The organism is Microbacterium nanhaiense (genome assembly GCF_014646015.1).
In the GTDB taxonomy this organism is placed as follows: domain Bacteria; phylum Actinomycetota; class Actinomycetes; order Actinomycetales; family Microbacteriaceae; genus Microbacterium; species Microbacterium nanhaiense.
Genome location: NZ_BMMQ01000010.1, coordinates 13392 through 32802, shown reverse-complemented (window position 1 = coordinate 32802; position 19411 = coordinate 13392). Strand labels below are relative to the sequence as shown.

General features: G+C 71.6%; 16 protein-coding genes. 11 read left to right on the top strand and 5 right to left on the bottom strand.

Annotation, left to right across the window (positions count from 1 at the left end; all coding sequences use genetic code 11):
• Positions 1 to 87 precede the first annotated feature (87 nt).
• From IEX05_RS13500 to IEX05_RS13490, 3 genes are all read left to right on the top strand, one after another.
• Complete coding sequence (locus tag IEX05_RS13500) at positions 88 to 705, top strand: ABC transporter ATP-binding protein (RefSeq protein WP_188702731.1); 618 nt, start codon at positions 88 to 90, stop codon at positions 703 to 705.
• Between the two features lie 13 nt (positions 706 to 718).
• The gene (locus IEX05_RS13495; RefSeq protein ID WP_188702729.1) at positions 719 to 2269 is read left to right on the top strand and encodes a hypothetical protein; all 1551 of its coding nucleotides are present in this window, start codon (positions 719 to 721) and stop codon (positions 2267 to 2269) included.
• Positions 2270 to 2400: 131 nt separating this feature from the next.
• On the top strand, positions 2401 to 3360 hold the full coding sequence (locus IEX05_RS13490; protein ID WP_188702727.1) for a putative endonuclease domain-containing protein: 960 nt from the start codon (positions 2401 to 2403) through the stop codon (positions 3358 to 3360).
• Positions 3361 to 3524: 164 nt separating this feature from the next.
• On the opposite strand, the gene IEX05_RS13485 is transcribed toward IEX05_RS13490, so the two are convergent.
• Positions 3525 to 6665 (bottom strand): YhgE/Pip family protein, encoded by a 3141-nt coding sequence (locus IEX05_RS13485; protein WP_188702726.1) that lies wholly within the window; start codon positions 6663 to 6665, stop codon positions 3525 to 3527.
• Positions 6662 to 9385: an MMPL family transporter gene (locus IEX05_RS13480; protein WP_188702723.1), complete on the bottom strand. Its 2724-nt coding sequence runs from the start codon at positions 9383 to 9385 to the stop codon at positions 6662 to 6664. The genes IEX05_RS13485 and IEX05_RS13480 overlap by 4 nt, the downstream gene beginning before the upstream one ends.
• 69 nt (positions 9386 to 9454) lie before the next feature.
• On the opposite strand from IEX05_RS13480, the gene IEX05_RS13475 reads away from it, so the two are divergent.
• A complete protein-coding gene (locus IEX05_RS13475; protein ID WP_188702721.1) occupies positions 9455 to 10078 on the top strand; it encodes a TetR/AcrR family transcriptional regulator in 624 nt (207 codons plus the stop codon).
• Here the strand turns inward: IEX05_RS13475 and IEX05_RS13470 are convergent.
• The gene (locus IEX05_RS13470) at positions 10048 to 11049 is read right to left on the bottom strand and encodes an o-succinylbenzoate synthase (protein ID WP_188702720.1); all 1002 of its coding nucleotides are present in this window, start codon (positions 11047 to 11049) and stop codon (positions 10048 to 10050) included. The two genes, IEX05_RS13475 and IEX05_RS13470, sit on opposite strands and share 31 nt — an antisense overlap.
• Before the next feature lie 180 nt (positions 11050 to 11229).
• Between IEX05_RS13470 and IEX05_RS13465 the strand changes: the two genes are divergently transcribed.
• Genes IEX05_RS13465 through IEX05_RS13455 form a run of 3 tightly spaced genes read left to right on the top strand, consistent with a single transcriptional unit; the run spans position 11230 to position 14314 of the window.
• Positions 11230 to 12141, top strand: a complete 912-nt coding sequence (locus tag IEX05_RS13465; RefSeq protein ID WP_188702718.1) for a 1,4-dihydroxy-2-naphthoyl-CoA synthase — start codon at positions 11230 to 11232, stop codon at positions 12139 to 12141.
• Positions 12142 to 12195: 54 nt separating this feature from the next.
• The gene (locus IEX05_RS13460; protein ID WP_188702716.1) at positions 12196 to 13320 is read left to right on the top strand and encodes an AMP-binding protein; all 1125 of its coding nucleotides are present in this window, start codon (positions 12196 to 12198) and stop codon (positions 13318 to 13320) included.
• Positions 13321 to 13357: 37 nt separating this feature from the next.
• The gene (locus tag IEX05_RS13455; protein WP_188702714.1) at positions 13358 to 14314 is read left to right on the top strand and encodes a 1,4-dihydroxy-2-naphthoate polyprenyltransferase; all 957 of its coding nucleotides are present in this window, start codon (positions 13358 to 13360) and stop codon (positions 14312 to 14314) included.
• Here the strand turns inward: IEX05_RS13455 and IEX05_RS13450 are convergent.
• A complete protein-coding gene (locus tag IEX05_RS13450; protein ID WP_188702712.1) occupies positions 14270 to 14599 on the bottom strand; it encodes a DUF4229 domain-containing protein in 330 nt (109 codons plus the stop codon). The two genes, IEX05_RS13455 and IEX05_RS13450, sit on opposite strands and share 45 nt — an antisense overlap.
• 98 nt (positions 14600 to 14697) lie before the next feature.
• Here IEX05_RS13450 and IEX05_RS13445 point away from each other — a divergent pair, with 98 nt between their 5' ends.
• The 4 genes from IEX05_RS13445 to IEX05_RS13430 all read left to right on the top strand — a co-directional run bounded on the left by IEX05_RS13445 (position 14698) and on the right by IEX05_RS13430 (position 18691).
• Positions 14698 to 15486, top strand: a complete 789-nt coding sequence (locus IEX05_RS13445; RefSeq protein WP_188702710.1) for a GntR family transcriptional regulator — start codon at positions 14698 to 14700, stop codon at positions 15484 to 15486.
• Positions 15487 to 15516: 30 nt separating this feature from the next.
• Positions 15517 to 15921, top strand: coding sequence for a PLD nuclease N-terminal domain-containing protein (locus IEX05_RS13440; RefSeq protein WP_188702708.1), 405 nt, complete (start codon positions 15517 to 15519; stop codon positions 15919 to 15921).
• Complete coding sequence (gene menD, locus IEX05_RS13435) at positions 15908 to 17431, top strand: 2-succinyl-5-enolpyruvyl-6-hydroxy-3-cyclohexene-1-carboxylic-acid synthase (RefSeq protein WP_188702706.1); 1524 nt, start codon at positions 15908 to 15910, stop codon at positions 17429 to 17431. The genes IEX05_RS13440 and menD overlap by 14 nt, the downstream gene beginning before the upstream one ends.
• Positions 17432 to 17578: 147 nt before the next feature.
• Positions 17579 to 18691, top strand: a complete 1113-nt coding sequence (locus IEX05_RS13430) for a glycerate kinase (protein WP_188702704.1) — start codon at positions 17579 to 17581, stop codon at positions 18689 to 18691.
• 122 nt (positions 18692 to 18813) lie between these two features.
• Here IEX05_RS13430 and IEX05_RS13425 read toward each other — a convergent pair whose 3' ends face one another.
• Positions 18814 to 19368, bottom strand: a complete 555-nt coding sequence (locus IEX05_RS13425; protein WP_188702702.1) for a DUF402 domain-containing protein — start codon at positions 19366 to 19368, stop codon at positions 18814 to 18816.
• Between the last annotated feature and the right edge of the window lie 43 nt (positions 19369 to 19411).

Genomic DNA, 19411 nt, shown 5'->3' with positions numbered 1-19411 from the left:
TCCCCTCCCCGGGGAGCAGCAGTTTTTCATACCGGAACGCCCTCGGGGCCCTCGAGGATGGTCGCGGGGCGACGATACGCTGGAGCCATGAGTGCCGTCGAGGTGACCCGCGCCAGCTGGATCGTCGACGGCGCGGAGATCCTCGCGGAGACGTCCTTCAGCGTCGCCGACGGAACGGCGACCGCGCTCGTCGGACCCAACGGATCCGGCAAGACCACCCTGCTGCGCATGGTCTGCGGCCGACTGTCGCCGAGCCGCGGATCCGTCACGGTGTTCGGCCGGGTGCCCGACGACCGCGACGCGGGCTTCCGCGCCGATCTCAGCGAACTGCTCGGGGCACCCGGCTATTACGGCGACCTCACGCTGGGCGACCACCTCGACTTCCTCGGGCGCCTCTGGGACGTCGCCGACACTCACGCGGAGCTCGAACGACTCGGCGCGCTGCACCTGTCGACGCGGTACATCGACGAGATGTCGTCGGGTCAGCGTCAGCTCGCCTTCCTCGCGCTCGCGCTCACGCGGCCCTCCCGGCTGCTCGTCCTCGACGAGCCCGAGCAGCGCCTTGACGCCGCGTACCGCGTGGCACTCGGCGAGATCCTCGCCGCCCGGCGCGACGAGGGGGCCGCGATCGTCATCGCCACCCACGACGACGCGCTCCGCGACCGCATCGCCGATCACGTCGTCGCGCTCGAGGAGGGCGCGTGAAAACGGGCGACCCGTGCGCGACGGACCGCCCGGTGCGCGCGAGGCTCGCGGCGCCGGAACGCGCCGCATGAGGCCCGAGGCGCGCGCGGGGCGGGCGCGGGTCGCGAGCGCGCAGCGGCTCCGCCAGGCCCGGTCACGGATCCCGCGCAGCGAGAAGGCGCTCACGGTGTACACGGTCGTGCTCGTCGCCCTCATCTACGGAACCCCCGCCCTCATCGCCTCGCGAGACGGGTGGGGCGCGGGCGCCGGTTCGCCCGTCTCCCTCGTCATCGCGGGTCTCGCGCTGAGCATCGCGTTCTTCGCCGCCGGGCGTTCGCGCGGACCGCTGATGTTCACCGTCGCCGATGTCGACCTCCTGCTCGCAAGCCCCGCACCGCGCACCGCAACCGCGCGCTGGCGGCCCGCGCTGCTGACGCTCGTGTTCGCGTCGGTCGGCGCCCTTGTGGGGGCCATCGTGCTCGCGCCCGTGCAACCGCCGGATCCCGGAGCGGGCGCCGCGATCGTCGAGGGGACGCTCGGGGGGATCGGCCTCGGGGTCGGCGTGCTCATCGCGTGGACCCTCGGCGAGGCGGGCCGCCGGTACGCGCTACTGTGCGTGCCGGGCCTCGCGCTCGCGGCGTGGGCGGTCGCGGATCCTTCGCGGGCCGCCTGGGCGATGGCGGGGACCCCGCCGCTGTGGGGCGCGGCGCTCGCGAGCAGCGGGCACGCGCCGTTCACGGCCCTCGTCGTCGTCGCCCTCGCGGGCATCGCGATCGTCGCGCAGCGGATTCTCCTCGTGCGTGCGCCGGGGGAGCGGCTCCGGCGCCAGGCTGACCGCTGGGATCGCGCCCGCTCCGCCGCGACCACCCTCGATCTCCGCACGGCGGCGGGCGCGCTCGGCGACCGCACGCCGCGCTTCTTCCGCACGATGCGCCTCTCGCGCGTGCTCGGCGGCTCCGGAATGCTTCGCGCCGTCTTCGCGCGCGACCTCGTCGGCGGGATCCGCCGCTGGCCCGAGCTCGCGACCGGGGCGGCGCTGGTGGCGCTGGGCAGCGGGATCCTCGCCGCCGCTCCCGACACGAACTGGTCGCTCGCCGCCGTCGCGCTCGTGACCGTCGGAACCGGGCGCGCCGCCGGCGGGCTGCGTGCCCATGCCGAGAACCTGGGGCGCGCGAACCACCTGGATCCGCCGATCGAGCGCGCCGCCTGGGCGCACACCGGGCTGCCGTCCGCGGTCGGGGCGGTCGGCCTGCTCGCGGGTCTCGTCGTCGGCACCGACGGCTGGGCCGCGCTCTGCGCGGTGCTCGTCGTCGTGAACGCGCTCGTGCTGCTCATTCCGGCGGCCTACCGATTCCGCCCGCCCGAGGCCCTCATGGGCCCGATCAACACCCCCGCGGGAGACCTCAGCTCGGCGGTGGTGGTCGCCTGGTGGATCCGCACCCACCTCTTTCTCGTCGGCACCTGGTGGCTCGCGCTGCTGCTCCCACCGCCCGCCCGCGTGGTTCTCCTCGCCGCCGTGCTCCTGCTCGCGGTGCTCTGGGCCCACCGCTCCTTCGTCCGCGAGAGGACGTCGGTTGCGGGCTGACGCACCGGGGGCCTCACGGTTCCGGTCGCAGAGACTACTGAAGGATCCGCCGGGAGGAGCAGAAATTGCGACCGGAACCGGGGCTGTGGATAAGTTCTGCAGGGATCCGGCGGATTCGGCAGGGTGGGGAGATGGGTGCGCGAAACTCGCTTCCGGCCGCGCTGGGGCCGACGTTCGCCGTGCGGGATGCGCTCGCCGCGGGCGTGGGCGCGGGGCGGCTGCGTGGGGCGGATCTCGAGCGCCCGTTTCACGGCATCCGGGCGCGTGATCGTGCCGCCGCGAGCGAGGATCCATGGGGCACGCGCCGGGCGGAGATCCGCTGGCTCGCGACGGCGCTGGCCCCGCGCCTGAGGCGCGATCAGTTCTTCAGCCATGAGACCGCGGCGGCGATCTGGGGTGCACCGCTCTACGGCGACGGCCCGATCGAATTGCACGTTTCCGTCATGGGGCGCGGTGCCGTGGCCAGGCGGCGCGGCGTTCGGGGTCACCGTGCGCATCCCGATTCGGCCCGAATTCGCGCGGTGAGGGGCCTGCCCGTCGCGTCCTTCGCGACGATGTGGGCGATGCTCGGTGCAGATCTGACTCGGGATCAGCTGGTCGCGGTCGGCGACTTCGGGTGCCGAGTCTGGCGCGACGGGGTCAATAGGCCGGATCCGGGGCGAGAGCCGCTCACGACACGCGAGCAATTGGCGGCCGCCATGAACGCGAGCCGCCGTCACGGGGGTGCTCGATTGCGCGAGGCACACCCGCTGATCCGTACCGATGCGTGGTCACCGCGCGAAACAACGACCCGATTGATTCTGCTGGCGGCCGGGCTGCCCGAGCCCGAGCTGAACCGGGACGTCTTTGACGCCTTCGGTGGCTTCCTCGCCTGCGTCGACATGAGCTACCCGGCGTTCAAGGTCGCCGTCGAATACCAGGGTCAGTTGCACGGCCAGCAGTACGCGCGAGACATCGAGCGAATCGAGCGCCTGCGCGCCGACGGTTGGATCGTGATTCAGGTCACCGCAGACACCATTCGTTACCCGAACGTGGTGGTGAGGCGGGTGCGCGAGGCGCTCCTCACACGAGGCTGGCGCCCCACCTCCTAGTGCGACCCAGAGCCGCCCGGCGCGGGCCGGGCTCGGCCGTTCCGGTCGCAGAAACTGCTGACTGATCCACCGGGAGGAGCAGATTCTGCGACCGGAGCGCGCGAGGGCGCAGCGGAACGGCCCCTCCCCGGAGGGAGGGGCCGTGACGGCGAGGCCGCGGCGACTTACGCCAGCGCCGCCTTGGGTGTCGTTGTTCGACGGAACGTTGTGGCGATCACCGTGATGATGAGCGCGATCACGGTCCAGACGACGAGCGAGGCGATGGCGGATCCGGCTGATCCACCGGCAATCGGGGCGAGGAATGCCGCGATGGCGGGCGCCGTGGGCAGAGCCCCGGCCGCGCTCACGAGGAAGCCGGGCGCCGTCGAGACGATGCTGACGGCAATGGCCAGGGCCCCGGCGATCGCCGCGATCCACCGGCCGACGCCTCCGAGGGCGGCCGCGAGGGCCTGATGGATCGCCGCGAAGGTCACACCCACGAGGGCCGAGACTCCCATGAGCGCCAGCGACGAACCGACCTCGTAGGCGCCGATCCACACGAGGATCCCGCCGACTAGCAGACCCTGCACGAGCCCGATGAGGGCGCCGGGGAGGAACGAACGCAGGCTCAGCGCCAACGACGAACGGCGCGAAGTGAGGGCGCGCGCCGTCACGGGGCGCAGGGCGAGGAACGTCGCGAGACCGCCGAACCACAGCACGATCGCCGCGAGGAGCGGGACGGCCGAGTCGCCGAAGAGCGAGAGCGACGAGTCCGCGGCGACCGGGGCGCGCACCGCCGAGGCGAGCTGCCCGGCCTCATCGTCGGTGAAGCTCGGCAGCTGGTCAACCGCGGTGCCGAGGCCGTCGCCGAGCTCCGTCGCGCCGTCGCCGAGCTGGCCGATGCCGTCGCCCAGATCGCCGGCACCCTCGGCGAGCTGTGTCGCGCCGCCCGTGAGCGCCGCGGCGCCCTCGCCGGCGGTGGTCGCGCCGTCGCCGAGCTGGCCGATGCCGTCCGCGAGCGAATAGGTTCCGACGAGCGCCTGCGAGGCGCCGTCCGCCAGCTGCGCGGCGCCTCCGCCGAGCTCCGTCGCGCCGGTCGCCAGCTGCGTGGCACCGTTCACGAGCGCCGGGGCGTTCGCGGCGAGCTGGCCCGCGCCGTCGGCGAGCTGCGCGGCCCCCGGTGCGAGCTGTGCGACGCCATCCGCGAGGGCGACGGATCCGTCGGCGAGCTGGGCGGCGCCCGGCGCGAGCTGCGCGAGCCCGTCCGCCAGCTGAGCGGCGCCGTCGTCGAGCGCCGAGACTCCCGGTGCGAGCTCCGCGGCGCCGTCCGCGAGCTCGTTCGCGCCGTCGGCCACCTGGCGGGCGCCGCCGGCGAGCGGCGTGATCCCGTCGGCCAGGGCGGCGGATCCGTCGACGAGCTGGCCGAGGCCGCCCGTGAGCTGCGTGGTGCCGTCCGCGAGTTGCGTGGCGCCGTCGGCGAGCGACGTGGCGCCCGTCGACAGCTCCGACGCTCCATCGGACAGCGACGTCGCACCGTCCGCGAGCGGGCCGACGCTGCCCGCGAGCTCCGCGGATCCGTCGGCGAGATCGCGCGCGCCGGGTGCGAGGGCGGACAGGCCCTCGGAGACCTGGGTCGCGCCTCCCGCGAGCTCGGAGGCACCGGGAACGAGGCCGTTCACGCCCTCCGCGAGCGCCGTCGCACCGTCGGCCGCCTGGCGTGCACCGTCGGCGAGGGGAGCGATGCCCGACGCACCGTCGGCGTTCTGTCGGGCAGCGGAGGCGAGCGCCTGCAGCTGTTCGCAGTCCGTCGTGCACGATGCGGCGAGGGCCTCGAGCTGGTCGGCCAGCTGCGCCGTGCCGTCGGCGAGGCCCGTCAGCTGTGCGAGCCCGTCGGCCACGGATCCCGTGCCCGCGGCGACGTCGGACGCGCCACCGGCGAGCGATGAAGCGCCCGACGAGAGCTGCGTCGCACCGTCGGAGAGCGATGCCGCACCCGGCACGAGTTGCTCGAGCCCGTCTGCGAGTTGTGAGGCGCCCGTCGACAACGATGCCGTGCCGTCGGTGAACTGGGTAATGCCGCCCGCGAGCTCGTCGGCGCCGCTCGCAACGCCCGTTGCGCCGTCGGCCAGCGCGGTCGCACCGTCGCTCACCGCGGTCGCGGCGTCCGAGAGAGGCGCCGCGCCGTCCGCGAGCTGCGAGACGCCGTCGGCGAGGTCCGTCGCGCCGGCGTCGAGGGCGGTCAGCCCGTCGGCGACCTGCGCCGCGCCGTCCGAGAGCTCGGAGGTGCCGTCGGCGAGCGGTGCGACGCCGTCCGCGAGCTGCGAGACGCCGTCCGCGAGGTCTCCCGAGCCGGTGGCCAGCGCCGCGACGCCGTCCGACAGCTGGATGGCTCCCTCGGCGAGACCCGGTGCGCCCTCGGCGAGCGAAGTCACACCGCCAGACAACTGCGTGGCACCGTCGGACAGCGATGAGACGCCGCCGGAGAACTCGCCGAGCCCTCCGGCGAGGCTCGTGGCGCCGTCGGCGAGGGCGAGGGCCCCGCCCGACAGCGCGCTCGCACCGTCGGCGAGCTGGCCGTTGCCGTCGGCGAGCAAGAGCGCGCCGTCGCGGGCGTCGTACGCGCCCGATGCGAGCTGCAGGATCCCGTCGCCCAGTTCGCCGGCGCCGTCGCCGAGCGCGCTCGCGCCGTCGGCGAGGGCCGTCGCGCCGTCCTCCGCGGATCCGGCGCCGTCGGCCAGCTGGTGCGCGCCGTCCGCGGCATCGCCCAGCTGCGTTCCCATGTCGGTGAAGCTGACGAAGACGTTCTCGAGCGTCGCCTCGGACAGGGCGGCGCTCATGGTGTCGGCCGCCATCGCCGAGACCTGCTGCATGATGGCCTGATCGAAGATGCGCGCCTCGTCCGAGGTCGCGACCTCGATCGTCGCCTGCGCGGGCTCGGCGGATCCCTGAATCGCGTTCGCCGAGCTCATTGCGGCGTCGCTGAAGCCTTCGGGGATCGTGACGATCGCCTCGTAGGTGCCGTCGTCGATGCCCTCGTCGGCGTCGGTCTCGTTCGACAGCACCCAGTGGATGTTGCTGTCGACGTCGTCGGATCCCTCGACGAGGCCGGCCGCGAGCTGGCGCCCGAGCGGGGCGAGCTGGCCGTCGATCTCGGTGCCCTCGTCGAGGTTGACGATCGCGGCCGACATGTTCTCGAGCCGGTCGGTGGGGTTGTGCAGCGCCGCCACGAGCACCCCGCCGATCAGGGCGGGAAGCAGCACGACGCCGCCGATGGTCAGCCAGGTGACGGGCCGGCGGCTGCCGGCGCGTTCGATGGAAGTCGTCATGCGATCACCTCGGAGAGCTGCTCGCGCGGGGCGAGCTCGAGAACGGTGACGTCGGCTCGGCCGGCGTTTCGGGCAAGGTCGGCGGCGGCCGCGGCGTCGGTGGCCGCGAGGACGAGCGTCGCGGGGCCCGCGAGCTCGGCGGCGGCCTGGTCGGTGATACCGGGGGCGAGCAGATCGGCACCGTCGATCGCGACGATGTCGGATCCGCGGGCGGCCTCGCGGATCGCGGGGAGCGGATCCGCTTCGTTCGAGAGCAGGGCGACGCCGACGTGGGTGCGCACCCAGGCGCCGCGGCCGGGCAGCAGATGCCCTGCGACGCGCAGCCTGCTGCCCTCGTCGGGCGTCAGCCGGCCCGCGATCGCGAGGAGCACGGCGCGGGCGGCGCGCGGATCCTGTGAGGCGATGACGAGCGCGCCGCCCGGCTCGACCGAGGTCGACACGCCGGACACGACGGGCTGCTCATCGACCGAGATCGACAGGTCCTCGGCGGCGATCGCCGCGGTGGATCCGGGAGCGGGCCAATCGGCGAGCTGGTCTTCGCGCTCGACGGCCTCGCCCTCGATGTCGAAACGGGGCAGGATCCGGTCGAGCCACTTCGGCATCCACCAGGCGTGCGTGCCGAGCAGCGCCATGACGGCGGGCACCAGCGTCATGCGCACCACGAAGGCGTCGACGGCGATACCGACGGCGAGCGCCAGCGCGATCGGTTTGATGTTGCTGTCGCCCTCGGGGACGAATGCGGCGAAGACGGCGAACATGATGACCGCGGCGGCGGTGACGACGCGGGCGCTCGCCGCGTATCCGCTGCGCACCGAGTCGATCGCGAGCTCGCGAGACACGCCGCGCTTGCGCGCGCCGTGCACATAGTCCTCCCGCATGCGCGAGACGAGGAACACCTCGTAGTCCATCGCGAGGCCGAAGAGCACGCCCATGACGACGATCGGCATGAAGGCGATCACAGGGCCGGTCTTGGCGATGTGCAGCATGTCCGCGCCCCAGCCCCACTCGAAGACGGCCGCGACGACGCCGAACGCCGCCACGATCGACAGCAGATAGCCGAGGGCGGCCTTGAGGGGCACCCAGATCGAGCGGAAGACGATCATCAGCAGGATCACGCTGAGGCCGACGACGAAGATCCCGAACGGCAGCAGCGCCTGTCCGAGCTTCGCGGAGACGTCGATGGCGACCGCCGTGAAGCCGGTCACGGTGAGGTCGATGCCGAACTCGTCGAGCCACTCGTCGTGGTGCGCGCGCAGCTCGTGCACGAGCGCGGTGGTCTCGGGATCCGAGGGGCCGGTTTCGGGAATGATTTGGACGATGCCGGTGTCGGCCGTCTCGTTCGGCGTTGCAAGCGCAACCTCCCGCACACCATCGATCTGCTCGACCGCGGCGGACAGGTCCTCCATGAGACCGAGCGGGTCGGAGCTGGTGATGATCGAGCCGGTGAGGATCAGCGGACCGTTGAAACCTTCGCCGAAGTGTTCGCCCGTGAGGTCGTACGCCTGGCGCGCCTCACTGTCCTCCGGAAGCGTGCCGGCGTTGGGTAGTGCGAGGCCGAGCTGCAGGGCGGGAAGGGCGACGACGCCGAGCCCGACGACGACGGAGATCGTCGTCACGATGGGGTGCTTGGTAACCATGCCGACCCAACGCAGCGCGAAGCCCTTCTTCGCGGGCTTGTCCGCCTTCGTGCGGCGGACGCGGCCGGCGGCGCGGTGCTTGGCGAGCCCCAGGAAAGCGGGAGTCAGAGTGACGGCGATGGCGACGGCGACGGCCACGGCGACCGAGGCCGCGATGCCCATCACCGTGAGGAAGGGGATCCCCGCGAAGCCGAGACCGATGAGCGCGATGAGCACCGTCACGCCCGCGAAGACGACCGCGCTGCCGGCCGTGCCTGTCGCGCGAGCGGCCGCGTCCTCCGGATCCACGCCCTCTCGTATCTGATCCTGGTGGCGAGCGGCGATGAAGAGCGCGTAGTCGATGCCGACGGCGAGCCCCAGCATCAGGGCGAGGAGCGGCGTCGTGGCGCTGATGTCGGTGAACGCCGTCGCCGCAACGACTCCGAGGAGCGCGACGCCCACGCCGATGAGGGCGACGCCCAGGGGAAGCCCCGCCATGACGAATGAGCGGAACGTGACGATCAGCACGAGCAGCGCGATGATCACTCCCACGGCCTCCGTCGGCGTGATCGAGGGAAGTTCGGTGGCGAAGAGGTCGCCGCCGAGCTTCACGGTGGATCCGTCCGGGAGCTCGTCGGCGAGGGCGTGCACTCGATCGGTGATCGCGGCCTTCACCTCGTCGCTGATCGTCGTCGCCTGACCGTCGAGCTGCAGCTGCACGATTGCGGCGGATCCGTCCTCCGAGATCAGCCCGTCGACGAGGTCTCCGTACGGCGACGTCGCGTTCGACATGTCGTCGTAGTCGGCAAACTCTTCGACGGCTGCATCGATCGGCTCGCGGTAGTCGGCATTCTCGATCTCGTCGCCGTCGGCGGCGACGACGATGAACTGCGCGGCAGTACCCGAGACCTGGGGGAAGGTGCGCTCGAGCTGCTCCAGGCCATCCTGCGCTTCCGTGCCCGGAATCGTGATCGAGTTGTCGAAGCCCTTGTTGAGGCCGAGCGCCGCGCCTCCCATCACGAAGAGGATGAGCAGCCAGGTTCCGAGCACGCGCCAGGGGTGGCGGTAGGACCACCGGCCGAGCGACGACAGCAGGGTAGACACGAACGGGCCTCCGAGAAGTTCGATACAGACGTGTATCCAATACAGAAGTGTATCGTAGGACGGGTGGATATGAACGAGTCTCAGAAAGCGCCCAGGGGGCGCAGTCGCGAGGCGACGCGGGCGAAGCTTCTCGGTGCGGCGGCCGAGGTCTTCGCCGAGGTTGGGCTCGGCGAGGCCTCCGTCGAGCGCATCTGTGAGCGCGCCGGGTTTACGCGCGGCGCCTTCTACTCGAACTTCGCCTCGAAGGACGAGATGTTCCTCGAACTCGCGACGGTCGTCGCGCGCGAGCGCGTCAGCGCCGTCCGTGCGCGCATCGACGAGCTCGCCATCGACTGCGACGTGCCCGATGTCACGGTGATCATCCGCGCACTCGATGTCGTCGGCGACGACCGCGCCTCGACGATGCTGATGAACGAGATCAGCATCCACGCCATGCGCGACGCCGACTTCGCGGCCGCCTACAGCGCCCAGATCGACGAGGTCACGGGCGAGGTGGTGCAGCTGATCGACGAGATCACCCAGAGCCGCGGGATCCGCCTGCGCCTGTCGTCGGTCGACGCCGCGCGCATCATCATGGGCGTGTGGGGCGACATCTCATCGCGCGCCGCGATCGCCGGGTTGAACGCCGAGGCGATGGCCGAGCAGCGCACCCGCGAACTGGGTCAGATCGTCGATCTGCTGCTCGACCGCTGAAGCTCCGCGTAGCAGTCGCGGATCCGCTGCACCCACCACGCGCGGCGGTCGTCCGCGACCGCGTGCGCCTCGAGGAGCTCCTCGTCCGGGGTCACGCGCCGGACGTCGATCATGCCCTGCTCGGGCAGCAGCGGCGTCGACGTGACGTCGGCGGTCAGCAGCGCCGCCGTCCCGAGCCCGCAGTCGTGGTCGAGACTAGGCAGCGCGGCCGCGAGGTGAGCGCCCTGAGCGAGGCCGACGCTCGTGTCGATCGCCGAGGAGACCACGGCCGGAAGCCCCGCCTGTTCGACGATGTCGAGCGCGCGGCGCACGCCCCCGAGGGGCTGGGTCTTCACGATGATGAGGTCCGCGGCGCCGGCGCGGGCGACGCGCAGCGGATCCTCCGCCTTGCGCACCGATTCGTCGGCGGCGATCGGGATGTCCCACTTCCTCAGCCGCGAGCGCAGCTCCGCGAGTTCCTCGACGCTCGCGCACGGCTGCTCCGCGTACTCGAGGTCGAACTCGCTGAGGGCGTGCAGGGCGCGTTCGGCCTCGTCGACGTTCCAGCCCATGTTCGCGTCGATGCGGATCCGTCCCTCGGGTCCCGTCGCCGAGCGCACGGCTGCCACGCGGGCGATGTCGTCGCTCAGCGTCTGCCCGCGCTCGGCGACCTTGACCTTCGCGGTACGACATGCGCCATAGCGGGCGAGGACCGCCGGGACCCGCTCGGCCGCGACGGCCGGGACGGTGGCGTTGACCCCGATGCTCTGGCGGTGCGCGACGGGCTGGGGCTCGTAGGCGAAGTCGATCGCCGCGGCGAGCCAGGTGCGCGCCTCGGCGGCCTCGTACTCGAGGAAGGGCGAGAACTCCGCCCACCCCTCCGGCCCCTCGAAGAGCGCCGCCTCGCGGTGGTCGACGCCCCGGAAGGTTGTCGCGAGCGGAACGGACACGACGCGGAGGGTGCTGAGGATTTCTGGGAGCGGCGGCAACATACTCCCATCATCCCCTCCTCCGGGCACGTCCTCCCCGTCCATAACAACTTCTCCCCGTACACAACGACGCAATTTTTCGGTGGTCGGGGCCGGGGAACCGGTGTCTGGCGCATCTCAGCCAAAAATCTGCGTCGTTGTGTACCTGGGGCGAGTGTCACAGGCCGGGCGTAGGCTTCAGTGGTGACTTCCTCCGCCGTTTCCGAGCTGTTCGATCCCTCCGAGTGGGTGCCTGCGCCCGGCGCCGATGGCTACACCGACATCACGTCGCACGTCTCGCGCGACGGTCGCATCGCCCGCGTCGCGTTCAACCGGCCCGAGGTGCGCAACGCCTTCCGCCCGCACACCGTCGACGAGCTGTATCGCGCGCTCGAGGCGGCCCGGACGGATCCGCGCATCGGCTGCGTCTTGCTGACCGGCAACGGCCCCAGCCCGAAGGACGGCGGCTGGGCCTTCTGCTCGGGCGGCGACCAGCGGATCCGCGGGCGCGATGGGTACAAGTACTCGGACGACGACTCGAGCGTCACCGACCCGGCGCGCGCGGGGCGCCTGCACATCCTCGAGGTGCAGCGCCTGATCCGCTTCATGCCGAAGGTCGTCATCGCCGTGGTGCCCGGCTGGGCGGCGGGCGGCGGTCACTCGCTGCACGCGGTGTGCGACCTGACGATCGCCTCGCGCGAGCACGGGAAGTTCAAGCAGACGGATGCCGACGTGGGCTCGTTCGACGCGGGCTACGGCTCGGCCTACTACGCCAAACAGATCGGCCAGAAGTTCGCCCGCGAGGTCTTCTTCCTGGCCGAGGAGTATTCGGCGCAGCGCGCGTACGAGATGGGCGCCGTGAACCGTGTGGTGCCGCACGAGCAGCTCGAGGCGGAGGCCTTGAAGATGGCCCGCACGATCCTCACGAAGTCGCCCACCGCGATCCGCATGCTGAAGTACGCGTTCAACGCGACGGACGACGGCATGGTCGGCCTGCAAATGTTCGCCGGCGAGACGACGCGCCTGGCCTACGGCACCGACGAGGCCGTCGAGGGCCGCGACGCGTTCCTCGAGAAGCGCGACCCCGACTGGTCCGCGTTCCCGTACCACTTCTAATTCCGCAGGTCTCCGGCGCCGGAGATTCGCGGAGTCGGCTCGATGGGAGGCACCATGAGGCTCGAGCGTCTTGAAGATTCGGATCCGCGCGCGCTGCTCCGCGCGCTGCGCGGCGCGGTCCTCGGATCCGGCCCGGCGATCGCCCTCGGATCCGCGGGGGAGCTTCCCGCGGACGTTCCCGCGGGCACCGCCGTCGTGCTCACGACGAGCGGATCCACGGGCGTCCCGAAGTCCGTCGCGCTCTCGCGTTCGGCGCTCACGGCATCGGCGATGGCCACGTCGGCGCGGATCGGTGAAGGGCAGTGGCTTCTTCCGCTCTCCGGCGGCTACATCGCGGGCGTGCAGGTCATGGTGCGCGCGCTCGTCTCGGGCCGGGATCCAGCGATCCTCTCCGGGCGGTTCACGGCGGAGGCCTTCGCGCATGCCGCCAGTGGCATGCGGTCCTTCGCCTCGGGTATGCCGGTCGCGACATATACTTCGCTCGTGCCCGCCCAGCTGCGGACCCTCGTTGACGCGGGGGAGGAGGATCCGCGGGTGGCGCGGGCGCTCGCGTCCTTCCACACGATCCTCGTCGGCGGGCAACGCCTGCCGGATCCCCTCCGCGAGCGGGCGATCGCGCTCGGCGCGAACCCCGTCCGCACCTACGGGTCAACGGAGACGAGCGGCGGGTGCGTCTACGACGGTGTGCCGCTCGACGGCACGACCGTGCGCGTCATCGACGGGGAGCTGCGGATCAACGGGCCGAGCCTCGCCGACGGATACCTGGGGGATCCCGAGCGAACCGCGGAGGCCTTCGTGATCGACTCCGAGGGGCTCCGCTGGTATCGCACGGGCGACGCGGGATCCGTCGACGGGCGCCTCGTGAGCGTCACGGGACGCATCGACAACGTGATCATTTCGGGTGGCGTGAACGTCTCGCTCGATCGCGTGGAGGCGGTTGCCCAGGGCATCGTTCCCGATGCCGTCGTCGTCGGCGCGCCGCACGAGCGATGGGGTGAGACGCCGGTGATCGTCACGGCACTCGGCGGCGACCTCGACGCCGTCCGTTCGGCCGTAGAACGCGAGATCGGCAAGCCCGCCCGGCCCGACCGCATCGTCCGACTCGACGAGATCCCGCGCCTGCCGAGCGGCAAGCCGGACCGGCGGGTCCTCCGCGAGATCGTCCGCGGCGACGGCTGACATCGCCCGTTCTCCCGGCGTCCCGCGCGTACGATGGATGCTCGTGGCGAAGAACTATGGACACGTCAGCGGCAATCCCGCTCACCGCGGCACGGCGGCGCGCCCCGCGTCGAAACCCGTAACCCTCGGCGACTGGATCGGCGCGGCGCGGCTACGCACACTCCCGCTCGCGGTCACACCCGTGCTCATCGGGACGGGTGCGGCGGTGCTCGCCGACGCCGAGCGCGAATTCCACTGGCTCATCGCACTCGCGTGCCTCGCCGTCGCGGTGTTCCTGCAGATCGGCGTGAACTTTTCGAACGACTACTCCGACGGGGTCAAGGGCACCGACGACTTCCGCGTCGGCCCGGCGCGGCTGACGGCCTCGGGGCGGATCCCGGCCAAGCGGGTGCTCTCCGTCGCGCTCGCGTTCTTCGCGCTCGCCGCGCTCGCGGGGCTCGCGATCGTAATCCGGACCGGCCAGTGGTGGATGCTCGCCGTCGGTGCGGTGTGCATCGTCGCCGCCTGGTTCTACACGGGCGGGAAGCGCCCCTACGGTTACAACGCCATGGGCGAGCTGTTCGTCTTCGTCTTCTTCGGCCTCGTCGCAACGCTCGGCACGACGTGGGTGCAGGCGCTCTACCTCCCACAGGAGGCGTGGTTCGGCGCCGTCGCGGCGGGCTTCCTCGCCTGCGCCGTGCTGCTCGCGAACAACCTGCGGGACATCGATCAGGACAAGAAGGCGGGCAAGCGCACGCTGTCGACGTTCATCGGGCGAACCGGCACGAAGATCCTCTTCACGGTCTTCATCGTCCTGCCGTTCGCGATCGCCGGATACCTCGCGCTGTTCTACCCGATCGCCTGGCTGACGGGCTTCGCCCTGCTGCTGGCCGGGCCCGCGCTCGCGATCATCTGGAGCTACAAGACGCCGCGCGAGCTGATCACCGCGCTCGCGCTCACGTCGCTGAGCTCACCGGTCTACGGGTTTTTCCTCGCCTGGGCCTTCTGGGGCTGATCCGTTCGCCTGCGCCGACTCGTTGGCGTCGTTCTCGATCTCCTCGTCGATCTCGCGAGCCGACTTCGATGCGCGGCGCTGCTTGCGCTCGTACAGGTCCTCGCTCAGCTGGGCGCGCGGCTTCTGGAGGAGGATCACGGAGAGCGCGATGCCGATGAGACCCGCGAAGATCACGGCGAGCCACCACATGTTGCGGAACGCCGGGAAGAGCATCATGATCCCGAGCGGCACGAGGAAGAACGCCAGTCGGAGGATCGTGTACGTCAGGAGCGAGCGGATCTTCACCTGCCCATCGTAGTTCGGCCCTCCTTAGGGTTCCCCTGCCGCACCTCGCGCGGTGCTTATCAGTGTCCACTCGACAAGCGAAGTGAGACAATCGACGGGTGAGAGAGCTCCTCGGTCTTCGGCGTCGCGACAGTGTCGCGCCGGTCTCGCGCTTCGGCGCCACCCGCTCGGTCGTTCCCGTGTCGCGCATGTCGACCGTCGATCTGATCGTCGCCGAGCTGCGCAAGGCCATCCTCGCGGGCGATCTCGCCGTCGGTGAGCCCCTGCGTGAGGTCGAGATCGCCACCCAGCTGGGCGTGAGCCGCGGCCCCCTCCGCGAGGCGGCGCAGCGGATCGTGCAGGAGGGGCTGCTCGTGTCGATCCCGGGCCGGGGCCTGCGGGTGCGCCGCATCCCCGCCGAGGAGGTGCCCGATCTGTACGAGGCACGGCTCGCCGTCGAATCCCACGCCGCCCGCCGCCTCGCCCAGCGCCCGAACGCGGTCGAGACGGCCGAGCTCGAGGCCTGCCTCGCCCGCCTAGTCGCGGTCAGCGCGGGCGACGAGGCGGTACCGATCGGCGACGCCGACCTCGCCTTCCACCGCCAGCTCGTCGACCTCGTCGGCAGCACCCGGATGTCCAAGCGCATCGAGACCCTGCTCGCGGAGACGCGCATCGCCAACCTGTCGACGCACGACGGTTACACGATGCCGCGCGAGGTGTCGCCCACTTATCGCGAGCTGATCGACGCCATCGTGGCGGGCGACGGCGAAGCGGCCGCTGACGCACTCTCGCGTCAATTCGAGGCGGCGATCGCGCGCCTCACGGGGCTCGACGATTCGACCGAGACGATCGAGTCGCCCATCGGCACCGAGACGGCATCGTTCGCGCGTATCGAGACGGTGGAGTAAGGGCATAACCCCGCGGCCTAGACTGGGTACGTGGGACGCCTGCTGATACCTCTGGTTCTGATCGCCCTGGCTTTCTGGGTCGTCAGCTTCGTCGACTGCGCCATGCAGCCGCCGACGCGGCACCGCGGCGCATCGAAGAAGGTCTGGGTGCTCATCACGATCATTCCGGTGATCGGCGGCGTGCTCTGGTGGACGATCGGGCGTGCCCGCAGAAATCAGATGACCGCGGAGCCGAGGCCCATCGCACCGGACGACGACCCCACCTTCAGTCAGCAGCTCGCCGAGGACCGCATCCGCCGCCTCGAGGAGGAGATCGCCCTCCTCGACATGGAGGCGGCCTTCGATATGCCCGACGCCACGAAGCCCGACGCGAAGAAGCCCGACGCGAACAAGCCCGGCGAGGACGACGACGCTCGCGACGATGACCGCAAGTAGCGACGCCGCCTGCGAGCTCCTCGACCGGCTCGTCGCCCGCGGCGTGCAGCACCTCGTCGTCAGCCCCGGATCCCGCTCGCAGGCCCTCGCCCTCGCCGCCGCCGAGCTGGAGAGGCAGGGGCGCGTCCGCCTGCACGTCCGCCTCGACGAGCGCGTCGCGGGCTTCACGGCCCTCGGCATCGGCCGCGAATCGCGCGTGCCCGCCGCCGTGATCTGCACCTCCGGATCCGCCGTCGCGAACCTGTTCCCCGCGGCGCTCGAGGCGCACCACGCGGGCGTCCCGATGCTGCTCCTGACGGCCGACCGCCCGCCGGAGCTGCGCGGTGTCGGCGCGAACCAGACGACACATCAGCCGGGTTTCTTCGGCGACGCGGCACGGTTCGCCGCGGATGCGCCGACCCCGGACGGACGGGCGAACGGGTACGCCGAGCTGGCCGACCGCGCCTTCGACGCCGCGCGCGGCGGATCCGTCGCGCATCTCAACCTGCCGTTCCGCGAACCGCTCGCGGGCGCGCTTCCCGAGTGGTTCGTCGCGGGGGGATCCGCCCGCATCGAACCGGTGCCCGTCCGCGCGGATCCCGTTGTGCTCGAGCGCGGTCCGCGGACGGTCGTCGTCGCGGGCGCGGACGCGGGCCCGCGTGCGGCGCACCTCGCCGAGCGCGGCGGCTGGCCGCTGCTCGCGGAGGTCGTCAGCGGATCCCGCCACGGCGCGACCGTCGTGCGCGGCTATCGCGCGGGGCTCGCGGATCCGCGCCTCGGCGGACGCATCGAACGCGTCGTCGTCATCGGACACCCGACAATCGGGCGGGAGGTGACGGTGCTGCTGCGACGCGACGACCTCGAGATTCTCGCGCTGCAGCACACCGATGAGGCGCTGAACCTCAACGGCCGCACCCGCGCGGTTCCCGACATCGACATCGACACGGGCACCCCCGTGGACGCGGAGTGGCTGGCCGCATGGCTCGAGCTTCCCGCGCCGGAGGGTGCGGAGCCGCACCGCGCCGAACTCGTCGACGCCGTGTGGCGCGCGACGGGGGAGCGCGACCGCATCGTCTTCGGATCCAGCCGCCTCGTGCGGGTCGCGGACGACCGGCTCTGGGGGCGAGCGCGAGTGCACGCCAATCGCGGGCTGGCGGGAATCGACGGCACGGTCGCCACGGCGATGGGGGTGCAGCTCGCGGCCGACGACGGCACGACCCGCGTGATCCTGGGCGACCTCGCCTTTCTCTACGACGCCGGCGCCCTGCTGCGGTCCGGATCCGAGGAACGTCCCCGCCTGCAGATCATCGTCGGCAACGATGGCGGCGGCACGATCTTCGACGGCCTCGAGGTCGCCCAGGTCGCGTCGCGCGAGGCGATGGACCGTGTGCAGCTCACCCCGCAGCGCGCCGACATCGCGGCCCTCGCCGCGGCCTACGGATGGGACTACGTGCGCGCGCAGTCGCGGGCGGAGCTCGACGCGGCGCTCGGTGGCGGATCCGCGATCATCGAGGTGCCGTTGCCACGGTAGGCGCGCGCGGATGTCGGTGAAATCACGAATGTCGGAGGAATGCCGGCAAAACGCCCGAGTCTCGTGATTTCTCCGATCTCTGTGACGGCGGCGCCGCCTGCCTCGCGCGCGGTAAGCGCATTCCGCGGGATGCGGCAGGATAGACCCATGACCTCGCCCCGCACCATCGTGATCGCACCCGACAGTCTGAAGGGATCCGCGACCGCGGCCGACGCCGCCGTCGCGATCGCGGAGGGCTGGGTGCGCACCGCGCCCTCCGACAGCTTCGTGCTCCGGCCCATGGCGGACGGCGGCGAGGGGACGCTCGACGCGTTCGAGAAGGCGGTGCCGGGCGCCCAGCGGATGTCCGTGCGCGTGACGGGCCCCGCGGGAACGGCCGTGACCACGTCGTGGCTGAGGCTGCCCGCGACCGAGGAACTCCCCGGCGGCACGGGCGTGGTCGAGATCGCCAGCACCTCGGGCATCGAACTCCTCGGCGACGAGCGCCGCCCCTTCGACGCCTCGACGCTCGGCTTCGGGCAGGCGATCGCCGCCGCGCTCGCCGCGGGTGTTTCGAAGCTCGTGCTCGGCATCGGATCCAGCGCCTCGACCGACGGCGGGGTCGGGATGCTCACGGCTCTCGGTGCCCGATTCTTCAACGATTTCGGCGCCTCGGTCGCCCCCGGTGCCGCCGGTCTCGAGGAACTCGTGAGCGCCGACCTCTCGGCGCTGAAGCCGCTGCCGGCCGGTGGCGTGCAGGTGCTGAGCGACGTGACGAACCCCCTGCGCGGATCCACGGGAGCGGCCGCGATCTTCGGGCCGCAGAAGGGGCTCGACGAGGAGGGCGTGGAGCGCGCCGACGCCGGCCTCGGCCGGCTGGTCGCGGCGCTGGACCGCGCCGATCTCGCGGATGTCGAGGGTGCCGGCGCGGCGGGCGGCACCGGATTCGGGCTGCTCGTCTGGGGCGCCCAGCTGGTTCCCGGATCCGCCGCGATCGCCGAACTGACCGGCCTCGCGTCGGACATCGCCCGCGCCGACCTGGTCGTCACGGGCGAGGGACGCTACGACGGGCAGTCGGAGGCGGGCAAGGCGCCGGCCCACGTGGCGCAGCTCGCGCGCGCGGCGGGCGTGCCCGTGGCGCTCGTCGCGGGCGCCATCCAGGCCGACACCTCGGGCTTCTCCGCCGCGGAATCGCTCACCGAGATCGCCGGATCCACCGAAGCGGCGCTGGCGGATCCGCTCCGCTGGCTCCGCGACGCGGGCGAGCGCCTCGCCCGCTGAGGCGTGTCCCACTTGGTGCGCGAATGAAGGCCCTATTCCCGCATTAAGTGGGACATGCTCGGGTGCGTGTCCCACTTACGGCGGGAATGGCGCCCCTATTCCCGCACCAAGTGGGACACGCCTCAGAGATCGAGGGCAGCGAGGACGTCGAACCAGGGGCGGGTCGTGGCCTCGTTGAACGGCGCCACGCGGTCGGTCACCTTCTTCTTCAGCTCCTGCGTGACCGCCTCGAGGCGGTTCACGACATGCAGGGGATAGCCGTACTCGACGCGGTGCTCCTGCCACTCGTCCTCGTCGTCGATGTAGATGCCGCGCTGATCCGTGCGGCGCACCACGTCGAGGTCCATGTCGATCGCGGTCGGGAACTCGTCGTCCCAGCGCACGTCCCACGCAACATCGATGTAGATGCGCGTGCGCTGGGGAGGAGCGTTGACCGTCAGCAGCCATTCGGCGCCGTGGTCGCTGCCGGGTTCCGGATCCGGGAGCAGCATCACGCAGCTGGTCTTCAGCAGCGTGTCACGACCGGGGCGATGGCTGCGCCACCCGGGGCGCTGGCCGAACCACGCTCCCCATTCGTCGCGACCCAGGTACACGACCTCGTGAACCCAGTGCGGTGCGCCGTCCCATTTTCGCCAATGAATGTGCGTCCGTGTTCCGGGGCGGATAGAGGTACTCATTACTCGACCCTAATTCGCTGAACGCCTCCCAGGCGGAGCGACG